General features: G+C 69.6%; 13 protein-coding genes. 8 read left to right on the plus strand and 5 right to left on the minus strand.

Annotated elements, in window-relative coordinates:
• Positions 1-92: 92 nt before the first annotated feature.
• A complete protein-coding gene (locus OG219_RS30810) occupies positions 93-1,304 on the minus strand; it encodes a pyridoxal phosphate-dependent aminotransferase (protein ID WP_266831936.1) in 1,212 nt (403 codons plus the stop codon).
• A gap of 126 nt (positions 1,305-1,430) precedes the next feature.
• On the opposite strand from OG219_RS30810, the gene OG219_RS30815 reads away from it, so the two are divergent.
• Both OG219_RS30815 and OG219_RS30820 read left to right on the plus strand, forming a co-directional pair.
• Positions 1,431-2,168: a hypothetical protein gene (locus OG219_RS30815; RefSeq protein WP_266831937.1), complete on the plus strand. Its 738-nt coding sequence runs from the start codon at positions 1,431-1,433 to the stop codon at positions 2,166-2,168.
• A 180-nt stretch (positions 2,169-2,348) separates the two neighbouring features.
• Entirely contained in the window at positions 2,349-3,242 is an 894-nt protein-coding gene (locus OG219_RS30820) for a serine protease (protein WP_266831938.1), read from the plus strand.
• 18 nt (positions 3,243-3,260) lie between these two features.
• Here the strand turns inward: OG219_RS30820 and OG219_RS30825 are convergent, their stop codons facing one another.
• Both OG219_RS30825 and OG219_RS30830 read right to left on the minus strand, forming a co-directional pair.
• Positions 3,261-4,883, minus strand: a complete 1,623-nt coding sequence (locus OG219_RS30825) for an amidohydrolase family protein (protein WP_266831939.1) — start codon at positions 4,881-4,883, stop codon at positions 3,261-3,263.
• A 21-nt stretch (positions 4,884-4,904) separates the two neighbouring features.
• On the minus strand, positions 4,905-6,182 hold the full coding sequence (locus tag OG219_RS30830) for an amino acid deaminase (RefSeq protein ID WP_266831940.1): 1,278 nt from the start codon (positions 6,180-6,182) through the stop codon (positions 4,905-4,907).
• 146 nt (positions 6,183-6,328) lie between these two features.
• On the opposite strand from OG219_RS30830, the gene OG219_RS30835 reads away from it, so the two are divergent.
• The 4 genes from OG219_RS30835 to OG219_RS30850 all read left to right on the plus strand — a co-directional run bounded on the left by OG219_RS30835 (position 6,329) and on the right by OG219_RS30850 (position 10,174).
• Complete coding sequence (locus OG219_RS30835; protein WP_266831941.1) at positions 6,329-7,372, plus strand: sugar kinase; 1,044 nt, start codon at positions 6,329-6,331, stop codon at positions 7,370-7,372.
• Entirely contained in the window at positions 7,369-8,148 is a 780-nt protein-coding gene (locus tag OG219_RS30840; protein WP_266831942.1) for an IclR family transcriptional regulator, read from the plus strand. The genes OG219_RS30835 and OG219_RS30840 overlap by 4 nt, the downstream gene beginning before the upstream one ends.
• 7 nt (positions 8,149-8,155) lie before the next feature.
• On the plus strand, positions 8,156-8,566 hold the full coding sequence (locus OG219_RS30845; RefSeq protein ID WP_266831943.1) for a RidA family protein: 411 nt from the start codon (positions 8,156-8,158) through the stop codon (positions 8,564-8,566).
• A gap of 123 nt (positions 8,567-8,689) precedes the next feature.
• Positions 8,690-10,174: a GntP family permease gene (locus tag OG219_RS30850; RefSeq protein WP_266831944.1), complete on the plus strand. Its 1,485-nt coding sequence runs from the start codon at positions 8,690-8,692 to the stop codon at positions 10,172-10,174.
• A 121-nt stretch (positions 10,175-10,295) separates the two neighbouring features.
• Here the strand turns inward: OG219_RS30850 and OG219_RS30855 are convergent, their stop codons facing one another.
• A complete protein-coding gene (locus OG219_RS30855; protein ID WP_266831946.1) occupies positions 10,296-10,991 on the minus strand; it encodes an alpha/beta hydrolase in 696 nt (231 codons plus the stop codon).
• Between the two features lie 252 nt (positions 10,992-11,243).
• Between OG219_RS30855 and OG219_RS30860 the strand changes: the two genes are divergently transcribed.
• Positions 11,244-11,843, plus strand: a complete 600-nt coding sequence (locus OG219_RS30860) for a hypothetical protein (protein ID WP_266831948.1) — start codon at positions 11,244-11,246, stop codon at positions 11,841-11,843.
• An 86-nt stretch (positions 11,844-11,929) separates the two neighbouring features.
• Here the strand turns inward: OG219_RS30860 and OG219_RS30865 are convergent, their stop codons facing one another.
• Positions 11,930-13,297 carry a M14 family metallopeptidase gene (locus OG219_RS30865; protein WP_266831950.1) on the minus strand — a complete coding sequence of 456 codons (1,368 nt, stop codon included), beginning with the start codon at positions 13,295-13,297 and terminating at the stop codon, positions 11,930-11,932.
• A gap of 335 nt (positions 13,298-13,632) precedes the next feature.
• Between OG219_RS30865 and OG219_RS30870 the strand changes: the two genes are divergently transcribed.
• Positions 13,633-14,952, plus strand: coding sequence for an Nramp family divalent metal transporter (locus OG219_RS30870; protein ID WP_266831952.1), 1,320 nt, complete (start codon positions 13,633-13,635; stop codon positions 14,950-14,952).
• Positions 14,953-14,960: the final 8 nt, after the last annotated feature.

Genomic DNA, 14,960 nt, shown 5'->3' on the forward strand with positions numbered 1-14,960 from the left:
CTGTGCTCTGACAGGACCCCATCCTAGCTTAGATTCCGTCTAAAGTTGAGCGTGATCGCAGAACCGGTCAACGCGCACACACAGCGTGAGTGTCACGGCTGGCCGTAGCCGTCCAGGAAGTTGCCGATCCGCGTCACCGCGTCCGTCAGATCCCCGACCGTCGGCAGGGTGACGACCCGGAAGTGGTCCGGCTCGGGCCAGTTGAAGCCCGTCCCCTGGACCACCATGATCTTCTCGCGGCGCAGCAGATCGAGGACCATCTGCCGGTCGTCCTTGACCTTGAAGACCTTTGGGTCCAGACGAGGGAAGAGATACAGCGCCCCCTTCGGCTTCACACAGCTCACGCCCGGGATCTGCGTCAGCAGCTCGTACGCCACATCCCGCTGCTCCTTCAGCCGCCCGCCGGGCAGGACCAGGTCGTTGATGGTCTGCCGCCCGCTCAGCGCGGCGACCACACCGTGCTGACCCGGCATGTTCGCGCACAGCCGCATGTTCGCGAGGATCGTCAGGCCCTCGATGTAGGAGTCGGCGTGCGCGCGCGGCCCCGAGATGGCCATCCAGCCGACGCGGTAACCCGCCACGCGATACGCCTTCGACATCCCGTTGAAGGTGAGCGTCAGCAGATCGGGGGCGATCTTGGCGGTCGAGGTGTGTGTGACTCCGTCGTAGAGGATCTTGTCGTAGATCTCGTCGGAGCAGACCAGCAGGTTGTGGCGGCGGGCGATGTCGGTCAGCCCGCGCAGCATCGCGTCGTCGTACACCGCACCCGTCGGATTGTTCGGGTTGATGATCACGATGGCCTTGGTGCGGTCGGTGACCTTCCGCTCCACGTCGGCGAGGTCGGGCATCCAGTCCGACTGCTCGTCGCAGCGGTAGTGCACGGCCGTTCCGCCGGACAGCGACACGGCCGCCGTCCACAGCGGATAGTCCGGCGCCGGTACGAGCACCTCGTCGCCGTCGTCGAGCAGCCCCTGCATCGCCATCACGATCAGCTCGGACACGCCGTTGCCGATGAAGACGTGCTCGACGTCCGTCTCGATGCCGAGGGTCTGGTTGTGCATCACGACGGCCCGGCGCGCCGCGAGCAGCCCCTTCGCGTCGCCGTACCCGTGCGCCGAAGACACGTTCCGCAGGATGTCCTCAAGGATCTCGGGCGGGCACTCGAACCCGAACGCCGCCGGATTCCCCGTGTTGAGCTTGAGGATCCGATGCCCCGCCGCTTCCAGCCGCATCGCCTCCTCGAGCACCGGGCCCCGGATCTCGTAACAGACATTGGCGAGCTTGGTCGACTGGATCACCTGCATGTCCGTGAGCTTACGGCCGGGTAACGCCGGGCGGGGCGTGTTTTCCACCACGTGAGACGGGATGATTTGGACGGTTATCGTCGGTAGCTGTCTCGTGGCCCCCTCCGGTCCCTACAATGCGCGGCCATGTCCAGGCACTCCCAGCATGAAGACGGGGCGTACGACGCGAATGCCGCGAACGGCGCGGCCGGCGTGTACGGCGTCCACGGTGCGCACCAGGAGGGCGGCGAGTCCCAGGAGCCGCCGAACGTGTACCACCCGTACCCCGAGACGGAGCCGGTGTACGACGCGCACGCGGATCCCGCGGCCGCCCACGGCTGGCAGAACGCGTACGACGAGACGGCCGAACTGCCTCCCGTGCCGAACGGGCTGCCTCCCGTGCCGAACGGGCAGGGGGAGAACCGCCATTCCGGTCCGGGCCGTCGGCGGGCGCGCGGGAAGCGGGAGGACTGGCGGAATCGTCGTGTGGCGGTCGCCGTCGGCGCGGTGGGGGCCGTGTCCGTCGCGGCCCTGATCGCCGGGTTCGCCTTCTCCGGGTCCTCGGCGGACGGGCCCGAGGGCAATGGGGACCGTGGGGGGTCGGCGGCCGATGTCTCCGGGACGCCCGACCCCTCCGGGACCGCGGCCGGCGTCCCGGGCACCGCCCGCTCGTCGGACACCGGGGGGCCGTCCGGCGACGCCTCCTCGGCTCCGGGGAGTTCGGCGAGCGGTTCCGCGTCGGAGGGTGGAAGCGCCGAACCCTCGGCCGGGAGCTCCACCACGACGGCCGACTCCACTTCCACCCCCGCCGCCGGAGAGTCGGCCCCGGGCAACTCCGACGGCAAGCCGGGGCGCGGTCAGGGCAGCACCAAGAAGCCCGGCTGAGCCTGACGCGCCGCCTTGGCGGGCGCCCCGGTGTCCGGCCGCCGGGGCGTGTCCGAGCACCCGGAGTGCGGCCGGAAACAACTCCTTGTTCCCCAAGCGGGATCCCCTCACAATGCGCATGACAAAACAGAAGGTGACCGGAAAACCTTCGGTCACCTACGTCGCATGAGGGGACCCCACATGAGAAAGCCTCTCGTTGCCGCGCTCTTCGCCCTGGTGATCGCCGGGGCGGGCGCGGTACCAGCGGTCGCGGCACCGGCACCCGCGCCGGAGACCGTGTCCGCGGAAAGCACCACCGCAACCACCGCAACCACCGAAAGCTCCGCCGCACCCGCGATCCAGGCCGTCGACTTCGCCGGCACCGTCGCGCTCAGCAACTGTTCCGGCTCGGTCATCCGCATGCCCGCCTCCGAGGCGGACGACCCGGCCCTCGTGCTGTCCAACGGCCACTGCCTGGAGACAGGCATGCCGACGGCAGGCCAGGTCATCGTCGACCGCGCGTCCACCCGCACCTTCGGGCTGCTCAACTCCGCGGGTACGAGGGTCGCGACGCTGCGCGCCAGCAAGATCGCGTACGGCACGATGACCGACACCGACGTCTCGATCTACCAGCTCACCAGCACGTACGCGCAGATACAGAGCGCGTACGGCATCAGCGCGCTGACGCTGGACGCCGCGCACCCGACGGCCGGTACGGCCATCAAGGTCGTCTCCGGTTACTGGAAGCGGATCTACACCTGCAACGTCGACGGGTTCGTCTACCGCCTGAAGGAGGGCGGCTGGACCTGGAAGGACTCGCTCCGCTACACCTCCACCTGCAACACCATCGGCGGCACCTCGGGTTCGCCCGTCATCGACAACGCCACCGGCAAGGTCGTCGCCGTCAACAACACCGGCAACGAGTCCGGCGCGAGCTGCACCCTCAACAACCCGTGTGAGGTCGACGAGAACGGCACGGTCACCGTCCGCCAGGGCATCAACTACGCCCAGGAGACCTACCAGATCGTTCCGTGCTTCGGGCTCGACAACAAGCTCGACCTGAGCCGCACCGGGTGCACCCTGCCCAAGCCGTAGGCGCGCAAGGGCGGGCGGTCACGCGGGAGTCCCGCGGATCGCCCGTCCCGCCAGTACGTCCGTCCTGCGCCCGTCCTCGATCACGAACCGTCCGTCGACGAGGACGTACGGGATGCCGGTCGGGAGGGTGCGGGGCGAGTCGAAGGTGGAACCCGCCGCGACCGTGGCCGGGTCGAAGAGGACCAGGTCGGCGCGGTAGCCCTCGCGGACCAGACCGCGGTCCGGCAGCCGCAGCCGGGCGGCGGCCCGTCCGGTGAGGTGGGCGACGCACTCCTCCAGCGAGAGGACGCCCAACTCCCTTACGTAGTGGCCCAGATAGCGCGGGAAGGTGCCGTACGCGCGCGGGTGCGGCTTGTCGCCGCGCAGGATGCCGTCGGAGCCGCCGGTGTGCACGGGGTGCCGCATGATCGCGCGGACGTTCTCCTCGTGGCCGACGTGCTGGAGGATCGTCGGGCCGAGGCCGTCCTCGACGAGCAGGCGGCGGGCGGTCGTCCAGGGCGCCTCACCGCGCTGGTCGGCGGAGGCCTGGACCGTTCGGCCGACGTACGGCGCGAGGGCGGGGTCGGTCACGCCCGAGATCTCGATCGTGTCCCACTCGATGGGGACGCCGTGGCAGCCGTCGGCGCCCACGACCTCCATGTGGTGCCGGATGCGTTCCGCCGTGGTGTCGTCCCGCAGGCGGGCGAGGATCGCCTCCGGGCCGCCCTCGCTCGCCCAACTCGGCAGCATCGCCACGAGGGTGGTGCAGCCGGGGGTGTAGGGATACGTGTCGAGGGAGATGTCGGCGCCCTCCGCGAGCGCCTTGTCCAGGAGGGCAAGCAGGTCCGGGGCCCTGCCCTCGTTCACGCCGAAGTTCATCGTGGCGTGCGCGAGGTGGAGCGGGCAGCCGGCCTCGCGGGTGAGGGCCACCATCTCCTCGTACGCCTCCAGGGCGCCCGCTCCGTACGAGCGGTGGTGCGGGCAGTAGTAGCCGCCGTGCCCTGCCACCACCCGGCACAGTTCGGTGAGTTCGGCGTCCTTGGCGTACATGCCGGGGGTGTACGTCAGCCCGGAGGACATGCCGACCGCGCCCTCGCGCATGCCGGTGGCCACCAACTCCCGCATGCGGTCCAGCTCTTGAGGTGTCGCCTCGCGGTCCTCCCAGCCGACGGCGAGCATCCGCACGGTGCCCTGGGGGATGAGGTAGGCGGCGTTCACCGCGATGCCCTCGCCGTCGAAGCCGTGGTCGAGCCGGTCCAGGTACTCGCCCACGGAGCGCCAGGTGAAGTCGATGTCGTCGCCGTGGCCGTTCCAGCCGGTGATCGTCCGGCGGACCTCGGCGAGCGTACGGTCGTCGACCGGGGCGTACGACAGGCCGTCCTGGCCGATGACTTCGAGGGTCACCCCCTGCGCGGCCTTGGCGCTGTGATCCGGGTCCCGGAGCAGCGCGAGGTCGCTGTGCGCGTGCATGTCGATGAAACCGGGGGCCAGCGCGAGGCCTTCGGCGTCCAGGACGCGGCGGGCCACGGGCCGCAGACAGCCGGCCGCCGCGGCCTCCTTGACCACGGTGGTGATCACGCCGTTCTCGATGCCCACGTCGGCGCGGTAGGAGGGTTCTCCGGTGCCGTCGACGACTTCCGCGTCGCGGATGACGAGGTCCATCACAGCTGTCTCCTGTGTTGTCTAGAAGAAGGTGCGGATGTAGTCGACGACCGTGCCGTCCGCCTCGACCACCGGGATCAGCTGCCACTTGTCGAAGGACGTGCACGGGTGGGACAGGCCCATGCCCAGCCAGTCGCCGACCTGGAGGTCCGCCTCCGGGGCCGTGCGGAGCCAGCCGTGCTGGTCGGAGAGGCCGCTGACCGTGACGCCGGTGGCCGGGCGCTCGGTGCCGTCGCGGCGGACCACCTGGGCCTCCGGCAGATCGAGGTCGTACGCCGCGTCCCGCTTGCCCGCGTTGACGAAGGCCTGGTCGGCGGAGGGCTGGGAGACGACCTGGGCCCACAGCCGGAAGGCGGGGTGCAGGGCGCCCTCCTCGGGGACGCGGGCGAAGGGGGTGAGCTTGCGGTAGTGGCCGTCGTCGTGCGAGACGTACGCGCCGGAGCGCAGCAACTTCAGTACCGGGAGGGAGAGTTCGGGGATCTCGGCGAACACGTCCGCCACCGCGTCGAACCAGGCGCTGCCGCCCGCGCTGACGACGATCTCGTCGAGGCCCGTGAACCGGCCCGACTTGTCGAAGTCCGCCGCCAGGGCGGTGAGCCGGCGCAGCCACGCGTGCACACGCTCGGGGTCGGCCTGCGGAACCTCGCCCTCGTAGCCCGCGACGCCGACCAGCCGCAGCGTCTCCGTCGCGGCCACCGCGTCCGCGACCGCCGCGCACTCCTCCTCCGTACGGACGCCGGTACGGGCGCCCTCACCGGCGGCGAGTTCGACGACGACGTCCACGGGGCGGGGGGCTCCGAAGAGCGCGGCGTCCATCAGCTCCACGCCGCGTACGGAGTCGACGTAACAGATGAAGCGGAAGTCCGGGTCCGCCGCCAGCTCGGACGCGATCCAGCGCAGCGCCGGCGCGTCCACGAGTTCGTTCGCGAGGAAGATCCGGTCGATGCCGAACTCCCTTGCCACGCGCACCTGGTGGGGGACCGCGAGGGTGATGCCCCAGGCGCCGTGCTCGATCTGCCGCCAGAACAACTGCGGGGCCATCGAGGTCTTGCCGTGCGGGGCGAAGACGAGGCCGTGCCGGGTGGCGTACGTCTCCATGAGCGCGAGGTTGTGCTCCAGGCGCTCGGCGGAGAGGGCGAGGACGGGGGTGGTGAAGCCGTCCGTGAAGAGGTTGCGGCGCTGGGCGGCCAGCTCGCCGACGGTCAGGCCCTCGGCATCCGGGGGGAGGCCCTTGAAGCGGTGGTCGACGCGGTCCGCGGTGAGAGCGGCCAGCTGTACTGCGGCGGTGTCGGCGCCCATGGTGCCTCCCGGATTCCCTGATGAGGTGCGTTGCAGTATCTGCAACGCTCATTGCGTATGTCGCTTACTGCTGTCTAACATCCCAGCCAACGCAGGGTCAACGGTGCCGGTGCCGTCGCCCGAGAGAGCAAGGGGCCCCAACCATCGTGACCGCCTTCGACGTCGTAGCACTCGGCGAGTCCATGGTCACGTTCCTGCCGTCCGGGCCGGGGCGCCTGGCCGATGTCCCGTCGTTCGAGCGGGGGATCGGGGGCGCGGAGTCGAACGTGGCGTGTGTGCTCGCCGCCGCCGGGCACTCCGTGCAGTGGGTCAGCAGGGTCGGCGCGGACGCCTTCGGCGACCATCTGGTCGAGGCGATCACCGCGTACGGCGTGGACACCTCCGCCGTACGACGGGATCCCGTGCGTCCGACGGGCATCTACTTCCGCACGGCGGGCGACCGGGCGACCGACGCGCACGAGGTCGCCTACTACCGGGCCGGCTCGGCCGCCTCCGCGATGACAGCGGACAACACGGACCTGGACGCCGTCCGCTCCGCCCGGGTGCTGCACCTCTCCGGCATCACGGCCGCGCTCTCCGACGACTGCCTCGGCCTGCTGCGCGAACTCACCGCGCGTCGGCCCGGACGCCCGCTCGTCTCCTTCGACGTCAACCACCGCCCCGGGCTGTGGCACGACACAGCCGGACCGCGCGTCCTGCTCGACCTCGCGCGCGGCGCCGACGTCGTGTTTGTCGGTGAGGACGAGGCGCGGGACGCCTGGGGGCTGCGCGGCGCACAGGCGATCCGTGACGCGCTGCCGGAGCCGGACGTCCTGGTCGTCAAGTACGGCAAGGGCGGAGCCGTCATGTTCGACAGGGACATCGAGGGGACCGAGGACGCGGACGGCACCGCCACGCTCGTCCGCGCCCTGCGCGTCGACGTCGTCGCCGCCGTCGGCGCAGGCGACGCCTTCGCCGCCGGGTTCCTCTCCGCGACCCTGCGCGGGCTCCCCGCCAGGGACCGGCTCCGGCACGGCCACCTCATGGCGGCGGCCGCCCTCACCGTCCCCGGTGACCTGGCCGCGCCGCCCTCCCGCGACCACGCCGACCGGCTGGCCGCTCTGGACGACGAGGCGTGGGGGACACTTCGACTCGGCCCCGGCTGGACCGAAGCCGTCACGCGGGCCGACGAGGAGGTACGTACCCCATGAGCCAGACCGTCGACCGAGCGCTGAGCATCCTGCCGCTGCTCGCCGAGGGCCCCGCCGACCTCGGGCAGGTCGCCGAGCGGCTCGACGTGCACAAGTCCACCGCGCTCCGCCTCCTGCGCACGCTGCACGAGCACGGGCTCGTCTACCGCCAGTCCGACCAGCGCTACCGCCTCGGCGCCCGCCTCTTCGCCCTCGCCCAGGAGGCGGTGGAGAACCTGGACATCCGGGAGATCGCCCACCCCCACCTCGTACGGCTGAACGAGCAGTGCGGGCACACCGTCCACCTCGCGGTCTACGAGGAGAAGGAGGTCCTCTACATCGACAAGGTGGAGAGCCGGTACCCGGTGCGGATGTACTCGCGGATCGGGAAGCCCGTCGCCATCACCGTCGCCGCCGTCGCGAAGCTGCTCCTCGCCGACCTGCCCGAGCCCGAGCGGCGCGCGCTCGCCGACAAGCTCGACTACCCCATGTACACGGCCCGTTCGATCCCCAACGCCCCCGCCTTCCTCAAGGAGCTGGCCACGGTGCGCGAACAGGGCTGGGCCACCGACCTCGGTGGTCACGAGGAGTCCATCAACTGCGTGGGCGCCCCCATCCGCGGCACCGACGGACGGGTCGTCGCCGCGATGTCCGTCTCCGCACCCAACGTCGTCGTCACCCGCGAGGAACTCCTCACCCTGCTCCCGCTGGTGCGCCGTACGGCGGACGCCATCAGCCGCGAGTACTCCGGCAAGCCCACCGTCAGAGAAGCCGCCCCAGCTGCCCCGAAGGAATGAGCACGGCATGACCGACAAGATCGCCCTCACCCCCAAGACCCACACCACCCCGCCCGCCAAGTTCTCGCACGGCGTGCGGAAGGGGAACATCCTCCAGGTCGCCGGGCAGGTCGGCTTCCTCCCGGCCGTCGAAGGCGAGCCGCCCACGACCGCCGGACCGGCGCTGCGCGAGCAGACCCTCCAGACCCTCGCCAACGTCAAGGCGATCCTCGAAGAGGGCGGCGCGAGCTGGGACGACGTGATGATGATCCGCGTCTACCTCACCGACGTCGACCACTTCGCCGAGATGAACGGCATCTACAACACCTACTTCGAGGAGCAGGGCCTCACCGCGCCCCCCGCCGCCCGCACGACGGTCTACGTCGGTCTGCCGGCCGGACTCCTCATCGAGATCGACGCGCTGGCCGTACTCGGCTGACGCTCCTCTCCCCACCTCTCCCGCACCCCGTACGTCTTCACGGTGCGGCGCCCGTCATCCCCTGGGCGCCGTGCCGCGATCCCCCACGCCCGAAAGCTCTATGCACTTAAGAAGAGGTCCCCCTTGCTCTCCTATCCGCTCGCAGCCACAGCCCCCGCTCCGGAGACCCCACCCCACACCGGCGGCCTGCTCCTCCTCATCGACGGCACCGCCGGACTGCTCACGGTCGCCGCCCTCGGAATCGCACTCCTCCTCGTCCTGATCATCAAGCTCAGGCTGCAGCCCTTCGTGGCGCTGCTCGCCGTCTCCATAGCCGTCGGCCTCTCCGCCGGGCTGTCGGTCACGGAACTCTTCGGCACGGTCCAGAGGTCCACGGCCGTCTCGGTCATCGAGTCCGGCATGGGCGGCATCCTCGGCCATGTCGCGATCATCATCGGGCTCGGCACGATGCTCGGCGCGATCCTCGAAGTCAGCGGCGGCGCCGAGGTGTTGGCGTCCCGGCTGCTCGGGTTGTTCGGCGAGAAGCGGGCCCCGCTCGCGATGGGCCTCACCGGCCTGATCTTCGGCATCCCGGTCTTCTTCGACGTCGGCATCTTCGTCCTCGCCCCGATCGTGTACGCGGCGGCGAAGAGAAGCGGCAAGTCGATCCTCCTGTACTGCCTGCCGCTGCTCGCGGGCCTGTCCGTGACGCACGCGTTCCTGCCGCCGCACCCGGGCCCGGTGGCCGCCGCCGGACTCCTGCACGTGGACCTCGGCTGGGTCATCCTCATGGGCGTGGTCTGCGGACTCCCCGCCGTGGCCGCCGCCTGGGTCTACGCCGCCTGGATCGGCAAGCGGATCTTCGTCGCCGTACCGCAGGACATGGTCGAGGCCGCCGCGGAGGCGAAGCTGGCCGTGCGGGAGGAGCAGCGGGCGTCCGGCGTCGAGCCGCGCGAGACCCCGGTCCCCCTCGGCACGGTCATCGGCATCATCGGTACGCCGCTGGTGCTGATCCTCGCGGCGACGTTCTCCTCGATCGCGCTCGACCCCTCCACCCTCCGCTCGGTGATCGAGTTCTTCGGCAGCCCCTTCGTGGCCCTGACCATCGCCCTGCTCCTGGCGTACTACCTGCTGGGCATCCGGCGAGGCTGGTCCCGCAAGTCCCTTGAAACGGTGTCGACTTCATCCCTCAAGCCGGTCGGCAACATCCTGCTCGTGGTCGGCGCGGGCGGCATCTTCGGCGCCGTACTGAAGGCCAGCGGTGTCGCCCAGGCCCTCTCGGACACCTTCAACGACGTCGGCCTGCCGGTCCTCGTCCTCGCCTATCTGATCTCCGTGGTCCTGCGCGTCGCCCAGGGCTCGGCCACCGTCGCCATCGTCACCACGGCCGGCATCGTCGCGCCCCTCCTCGCCGAGGGCGACCACTCGCAGGCCTTCGTGGCCCTCGTCATCATGGCGATCTCGGCGGGTTCGATCTTCGCCTCGCACGTGAACGACGGCGGCTTCTGGATGGTGGCGAAGTACTTCGGCATCAGCGAGCGCGACACCCTGAAGACCTGGACGGTCCTGGAGTCGGTGCTGTCGGTGGCGGGGTTCGCGGTGGCGGCGGTGCTGAGTTTGTTCGTGTAGGCGGTACGGCGGTTGGTCGGGCCGGTGGGGTGGCGGTGGCCCCCTCGCCGGCCCGGTGACTCAGGCGTCGCCTTCGGCGAAGAGTTCTTGTACTTGGTGCTGAGGAAGGACAGGAAGTGGATCAGGTCATGGCGGCGAGTTCGACGAGGTGGCGGGCTGTGCCGGCAGGGTCGACGATCTGATGCAGGTGCGCGCCGGGTAGGTGTGCCACATGCCAGCCGCGTTCGTGTGCCTCGACGGCAAGGTCGTCGTAGGGAGGGCCGAACAGCAGGTAGGAGCAGGGATGGTCGTCCCAGCCGTGGGGGACCGGGATGTGCTGCTCGTAGTAGGACAGCGGCAGGGTGGGCTGCTCTTCGACGACTGTCTGGCGGACCATCGGATCGGAGAACATGGGAGCGATGTCCGCCTCGTCCCACCAGTCGGTCCAGCGCGGCAGCTTGCCGTTCACGGCCATCGGGCGGAGGAACTCCAGCAATTCGGGTGGGGCGACAGGGGTCGGTCCGATCCGGGCCGGCAGTGCGGCATCGACGAAGATCGAGCTGGTCACCGGTTGGTCGAGGCCCGCGCGAATCGCGGGGAGAAACAAGCCCGCGTTGCTGTGCGCCACCAACGTGACGGGGCTGTCGGCCGAGACCTGTCGGAGGTCGTTGCGGACGGCATCGGCGATGCGGGGCCAAAATGGCGGAGCACCGGTGCTTATGTGCAGCAGGGACGGCACCCGTACCCGGTAACCCGCCGCCGTCAGGTGCTCGGCCACAGGGTGCCAGGTCGAGGGGCCCACAGACGGACTGTGCACGAGAACGAAGATGGGCTGCATGTGTCGATCCTGTCGCTCACGCCATCGCAGGTGTGAGCGGCTTGGCTGAGAGCAGAACACCCGCTTCGGTAAAGCTCATGCGCCACCGCAGGAAGGCCGTTCACAGCCACGCGGACGCTCCTGGGACAGCGGGCGCTGTCGACCTGTGCGGTGGCGTGGAAAGGTCCGTGGCCCCACTCGTGCCGTCCGTCCCCCGAGATGCCTTCCGCCCCGGCGCCCCATGGCACAGCTTCGTCCGCCATACTTCCGGCTGTGGAGCAGCGCATAGGTTCGAGCAGCCAGCCCCTGGAAGGCGCCGGGTTCGACCCGGCCTTCATCCCCGGGCTCACCTCACCCGTGTCCGGAGAGCCGGCGGACGCCGAGTCGCCGGACGACTCCGTCGAGGCGGAGGCGAAGCCGGAGGCCGAGGCCGAGGTGTCCGAGGGACCCTCTCTCGAGAAGGCCGATCTCGAAAAGGCAGAGAAGTCCGAGGAGGTCGAGGAGGCAGAGGAGGACGAAGCCCCCGACGGTCCCGTCTTCGAGGCCTCCGACCGCCGAGCGAAGATCGCCGCCGATCACAAGGGCGTACGGCTCGCCCTGGACGACCAGGCGTGCGAGTTCCGCTGGGACGAGATCGGCGCCGTGGAGACGGAGTCCCCGCGCTTCGGCAAGCGGTTCACCATCACCGTCCACACCCCCGACCGCCGCTGGTACCCGATCGAGATCGAGGCGACGTCCCGGGCGCGGTTCGGCGAGTGGGAGGAACAGCTGGACGCGGTCCTGGACGCCTACTTCGAGGACGGCGACGAGGACGCGGAAGACGCGGACACCGAGACCGAGGCCACCAAGGACAGCGAGGAGAGCGCCCCGTAAGGGGCGCGGGGAACTGCGCGACCGGCCACGTACGGCCCGCAGTTCCCCAACGACCTCAGGCAGCTCTCCAGTTCACCGGCGGAGCGCTACGCGCAATACGTCGCTTCCTTACCGATGGACCGGTACATGCAGTCGGAGTTCTCCAGGAGCTGCAGCACCGCGTCCCGGTTGCGGGACGTCTCCCGGGTGATGACCTCGTCGGGCGGGTAGAAGCCGCCGCCGGAGGCGGAGGACGGGTACATCTCGAAGGTGTACGCGAAGATCTTCTGGTTGCCCCACAGCCAGTCGTCGATCGAGCCGTCCGTGATGTAGAGGTCACTGGACTGCTCGGGCGTGTAACCGTTGCTGGCTGCCATCTTCCCGCCGACCGCGGCGAAGGCGTTGCGGTCGTCCAGCGTCATGCCGGGCGCGGTGTTGGCGGTCGTGTAGCCGTAGGGCCACAGCACCAGTTGGCTGTACGTGTGGAAGTCGATGCCCGTCTTGATCTGCTGGGTGCCGCCGACGACCCGGCTGCGTACGAAGTTCGCGACCACCTTGACCTCGGGGGCGGACTCGGGCGCCGTACCGCGGTAGGTCTCCGAGGACGTCGACCCGGAGGAGCCGCCACAGCAGCCCCACTGGTAGTTCCAGTTGCGGTTGAGGTCGGTACCGACGTACGACGAACCGGTGTTGGGCTGGCGGTTCTTGCGCCACGAGCGGTACGCGCCGCTCGCGATGTCGTACTCGCCGCCGTCCGGGTTGAGGTCCGGGATGATCCAGATCTCCCGGGAGTTGACCACGCTGGCGACACGGGAGTCCGTGGAGTACTTGGAGGTCAGCTCCTTCAGCAGATAGAGCGCCATCTCGACGGTGAGGTGCTCGCGGGCGTGCTGGTGGTGGGTGAACAGCACCTCGGGCTCGGCCTCGTCCGTACCGACGTTGTCGCTGATCTTGAGGGCGACGATGTTCCGGCCCTGGTACGAGGTGCCGATGACGCGCTGGCTCACGAGGTTCGGGTAGGCCGCGATGACGGAGCTGATGTCGCTCGTCATCTCCGCGTAGTTGTGGTAGGTCGAGTCGGCCGTGGGGAAGTCGAGGACCCCCACGTCGGCCGCGCTCGAACGGTCCGGTGCCGAGCCGAGCAGCGAGACCTCGTAGCCGAGCGAGCGCAGCTTCTTGATCTGGTCCGCGCGGCCCGAGACGACGACGGTCTCCGTGTCGGCCTCGTCCACGGTCACGCCGGTCTGCTGGATCGCCGTACGGGACGCGGAGTCCGAGTGCGTGTGCACCTCGTACTGGCGGACGGGGTCCGCCTCGGCCGCGGGGGCCTTCGCGTTGCCGGCCGTGGCGTCGGTGGCCGTGGTGAGGAGGGGGGCCGCGAGCGCGAGCGCCAGCAGGGTGGCGAAGGCGGCGGTGCGGCGGCCGCGTCTCGTTCCGGTGGTTCCGGCGCCGCTGCCGCGAATGCGAAGTCGCATGAAATCTCCTTGTTTCTCCGGGCGTTCCGGGATCTCCGGAACGAAGGGAGTGGAGCGGGTGGGGGGTGGATCCTTGCGACGTGCCTGGTGCGGGTGTGGCGCTCATCGTGGAGGTCTGGCATGGTCAGGTCAAGAGTCCCCCATGGGCCGGTAGCGGGAATCGGCCGAAAAATGGGCCGGGGGATGTAGGCGGACCGTACCGCCCGACGCCCTCACCTGGCCCGCAGCCACCCCCTGGCGTGTCATCGCTGCCCGGCGCGTTCCCTGTGCACATCGGGTGATGATCGAAGCGCGCTCCCTTGTGCCCACCTGCTCTTTACGCTCTCTTGGGTCACATGACGGAGACCACTGGGAAATCAGCGTCAGGGGAGTCCATCTCCCAGCCCCGCAAATCCAGTTGGAAGTACATCGGACCCGGCATCGTCGTCGCCGCGACGGGCGTCGGCGCCGGTGACCTCGTCGCGACGCTCGTCGCGGGCAGCAACTTCGGCTACACCCTGCTCTGGGCCGCGGTCATCGGCTGCGTGGTCAAGATCTCCCTCGCCGAGGCGGCCGGCCGCTGGCATCTGTCCACCGGACGGACCCTCTTCGACGGCTGGGCGAGCCTCGGCCGGTGGACGACGTACTTCTTCGTCGTCTACGTGGTCATCTGGGGCTTCGTGTACGGCGCGGCGGCGATGTCGTCGAGCGCGCTGCCGCTGCAGGCGCTGTTCCCCGACGTCTTCCCGGACGACTGGTCGATCAAGCCGTGGGCGGTCATCTGCGGCCTGGTCGGCCTCGTGTTCGTGTGGTTCAACAAGTACGAGGTCTTCGAGAAGGTCATGACCGTGCTGGTGGGCGTGATGTTCGTCGTCACCGTCTACCTGGCGATCCGCGTCACCCCCAACCTCGGCGACGCCTTCGCCGGCCTTCTCCCCGTCCTCCCCGACGAGAAGGACTCGATCCTCAACACGCTCGGCCTGATCGGCGGGGTCGGCGGCACCATCACCCTTGCGGCGTACGGCTATTGGGTCAACGCGAAGGGCTGGACGAACACGGGCTGGATGAAGGTCATGCGCCTCGACAACCGCGTCGCCTACATCACCACCGGCATCTTCGTCATCTCGATGCTCTTCGTCGGCGCGGAACTCCTGCACTCCGCGAACATCGCCATCGCGAGCGGCGACAAGGGCCTCATCCAGCTGAGCGACATCCTGGAGGCGGAGTACGGCACGGCGACCGCCAAGTTCTTCCTGATCGGCTTCTTCGCCACCTCCTTCACCTCGCTCATCGGCGTCTGGCACGGCGTGAGCCTGATGTTCGCGGACTTCGTGGAGCGCTACCGCGGGACCAGGACGACCGGGGAGGAAGTGGCCTCGGGCGCCCGGGAGAAGTCCTGGCCGTTCCGCGCGTATCTGCTCTGGCTGACCTTCCCGCCGATCGTCCTGCTCTTCCAGGGCCAGCCGTTCCGCCTGGTGATCCTCTACGGCGTCCTGGGCGCCGCCTTCCTCCCCTTCCTGGCCCTCACCCTGATCTGGCTCCTCAACTCCTCACGCACACCGAGCGAGTGGCGCAACGGACCGCTCAGCAACGCCATGCTCGCCATCGCCGGACTGCTCTTCCTCGTCCTGTGCGTGAAGCAGATCTGGGACCAGCCGTGGGCGGACTTCTTCTAGCTCCCGGC

The organism is Streptomyces sp. NBC_00038 (assembly GCF_026343635.1).
In the GTDB taxonomy this organism is placed as follows: Bacteria; Actinomycetota; Actinomycetes; order Streptomycetales; family Streptomycetaceae; genus Streptomyces.

Excerpts from the sequence above, each read along its gene's own strand:
- OG219_RS30830 (WP_266831940.1), bottom strand. The coding sequence starts at position 6,182 with ATGGGCGCCGACACCGCCGCAGTACAGCTGGCCGCTCTCACCGCGGAC.
- OG219_RS30845 (WP_266831943.1), top strand. The coding sequence starts at position 8,156 with ATGACCGACAAGATCGCCCTCACCCCCAAGACCCACACCACCCCGCCC.
- OG219_RS30825 (WP_266831939.1), bottom strand. The coding sequence starts at position 4,883 with ATGGACCTCGTCATCCGCGACGCGGAAGTCGTCGACGGCACCGGAGAA.
- OG219_RS30865 (WP_266831950.1), bottom strand. The coding sequence starts at position 13,297 with ATGCGACTTCGCATTCGCGGCAGCGGCGCCGGAACCACCGGAACGAGA.
- OG219_RS30870 (WP_266831952.1), top strand. The coding sequence starts at position 13,633 with ATGACGGAGACCACTGGGAAATCAGCGTCAGGGGAGTCCATCTCCCAG.
- OG219_RS30810 (WP_266831936.1), bottom strand. The coding sequence starts at position 1,304 with ATGCAGGTGATCCAGTCGACCAAGCTCGCCAATGTCTGTTACGAGATC.
- OG219_RS30840 (WP_266831942.1), top strand. The coding sequence starts at position 7,369 with ATGAGCCAGACCGTCGACCGAGCGCTGAGCATCCTGCCGCTGCTCGCC.
- OG219_RS30855 (WP_266831946.1), bottom strand. The coding sequence starts at position 10,991 with ATGCAGCCCATCTTCGTTCTCGTGCACAGTCCGTCTGTGGGCCCCTCG.
- OG219_RS30820 (WP_266831938.1), top strand. The coding sequence starts at position 2,349 with ATGAGAAAGCCTCTCGTTGCCGCGCTCTTCGCCCTGGTGATCGCCGGG.
- OG219_RS30815 (WP_266831937.1), top strand. The coding sequence starts at position 1,431 with ATGTCCAGGCACTCCCAGCATGAAGACGGGGCGTACGACGCGAATGCC.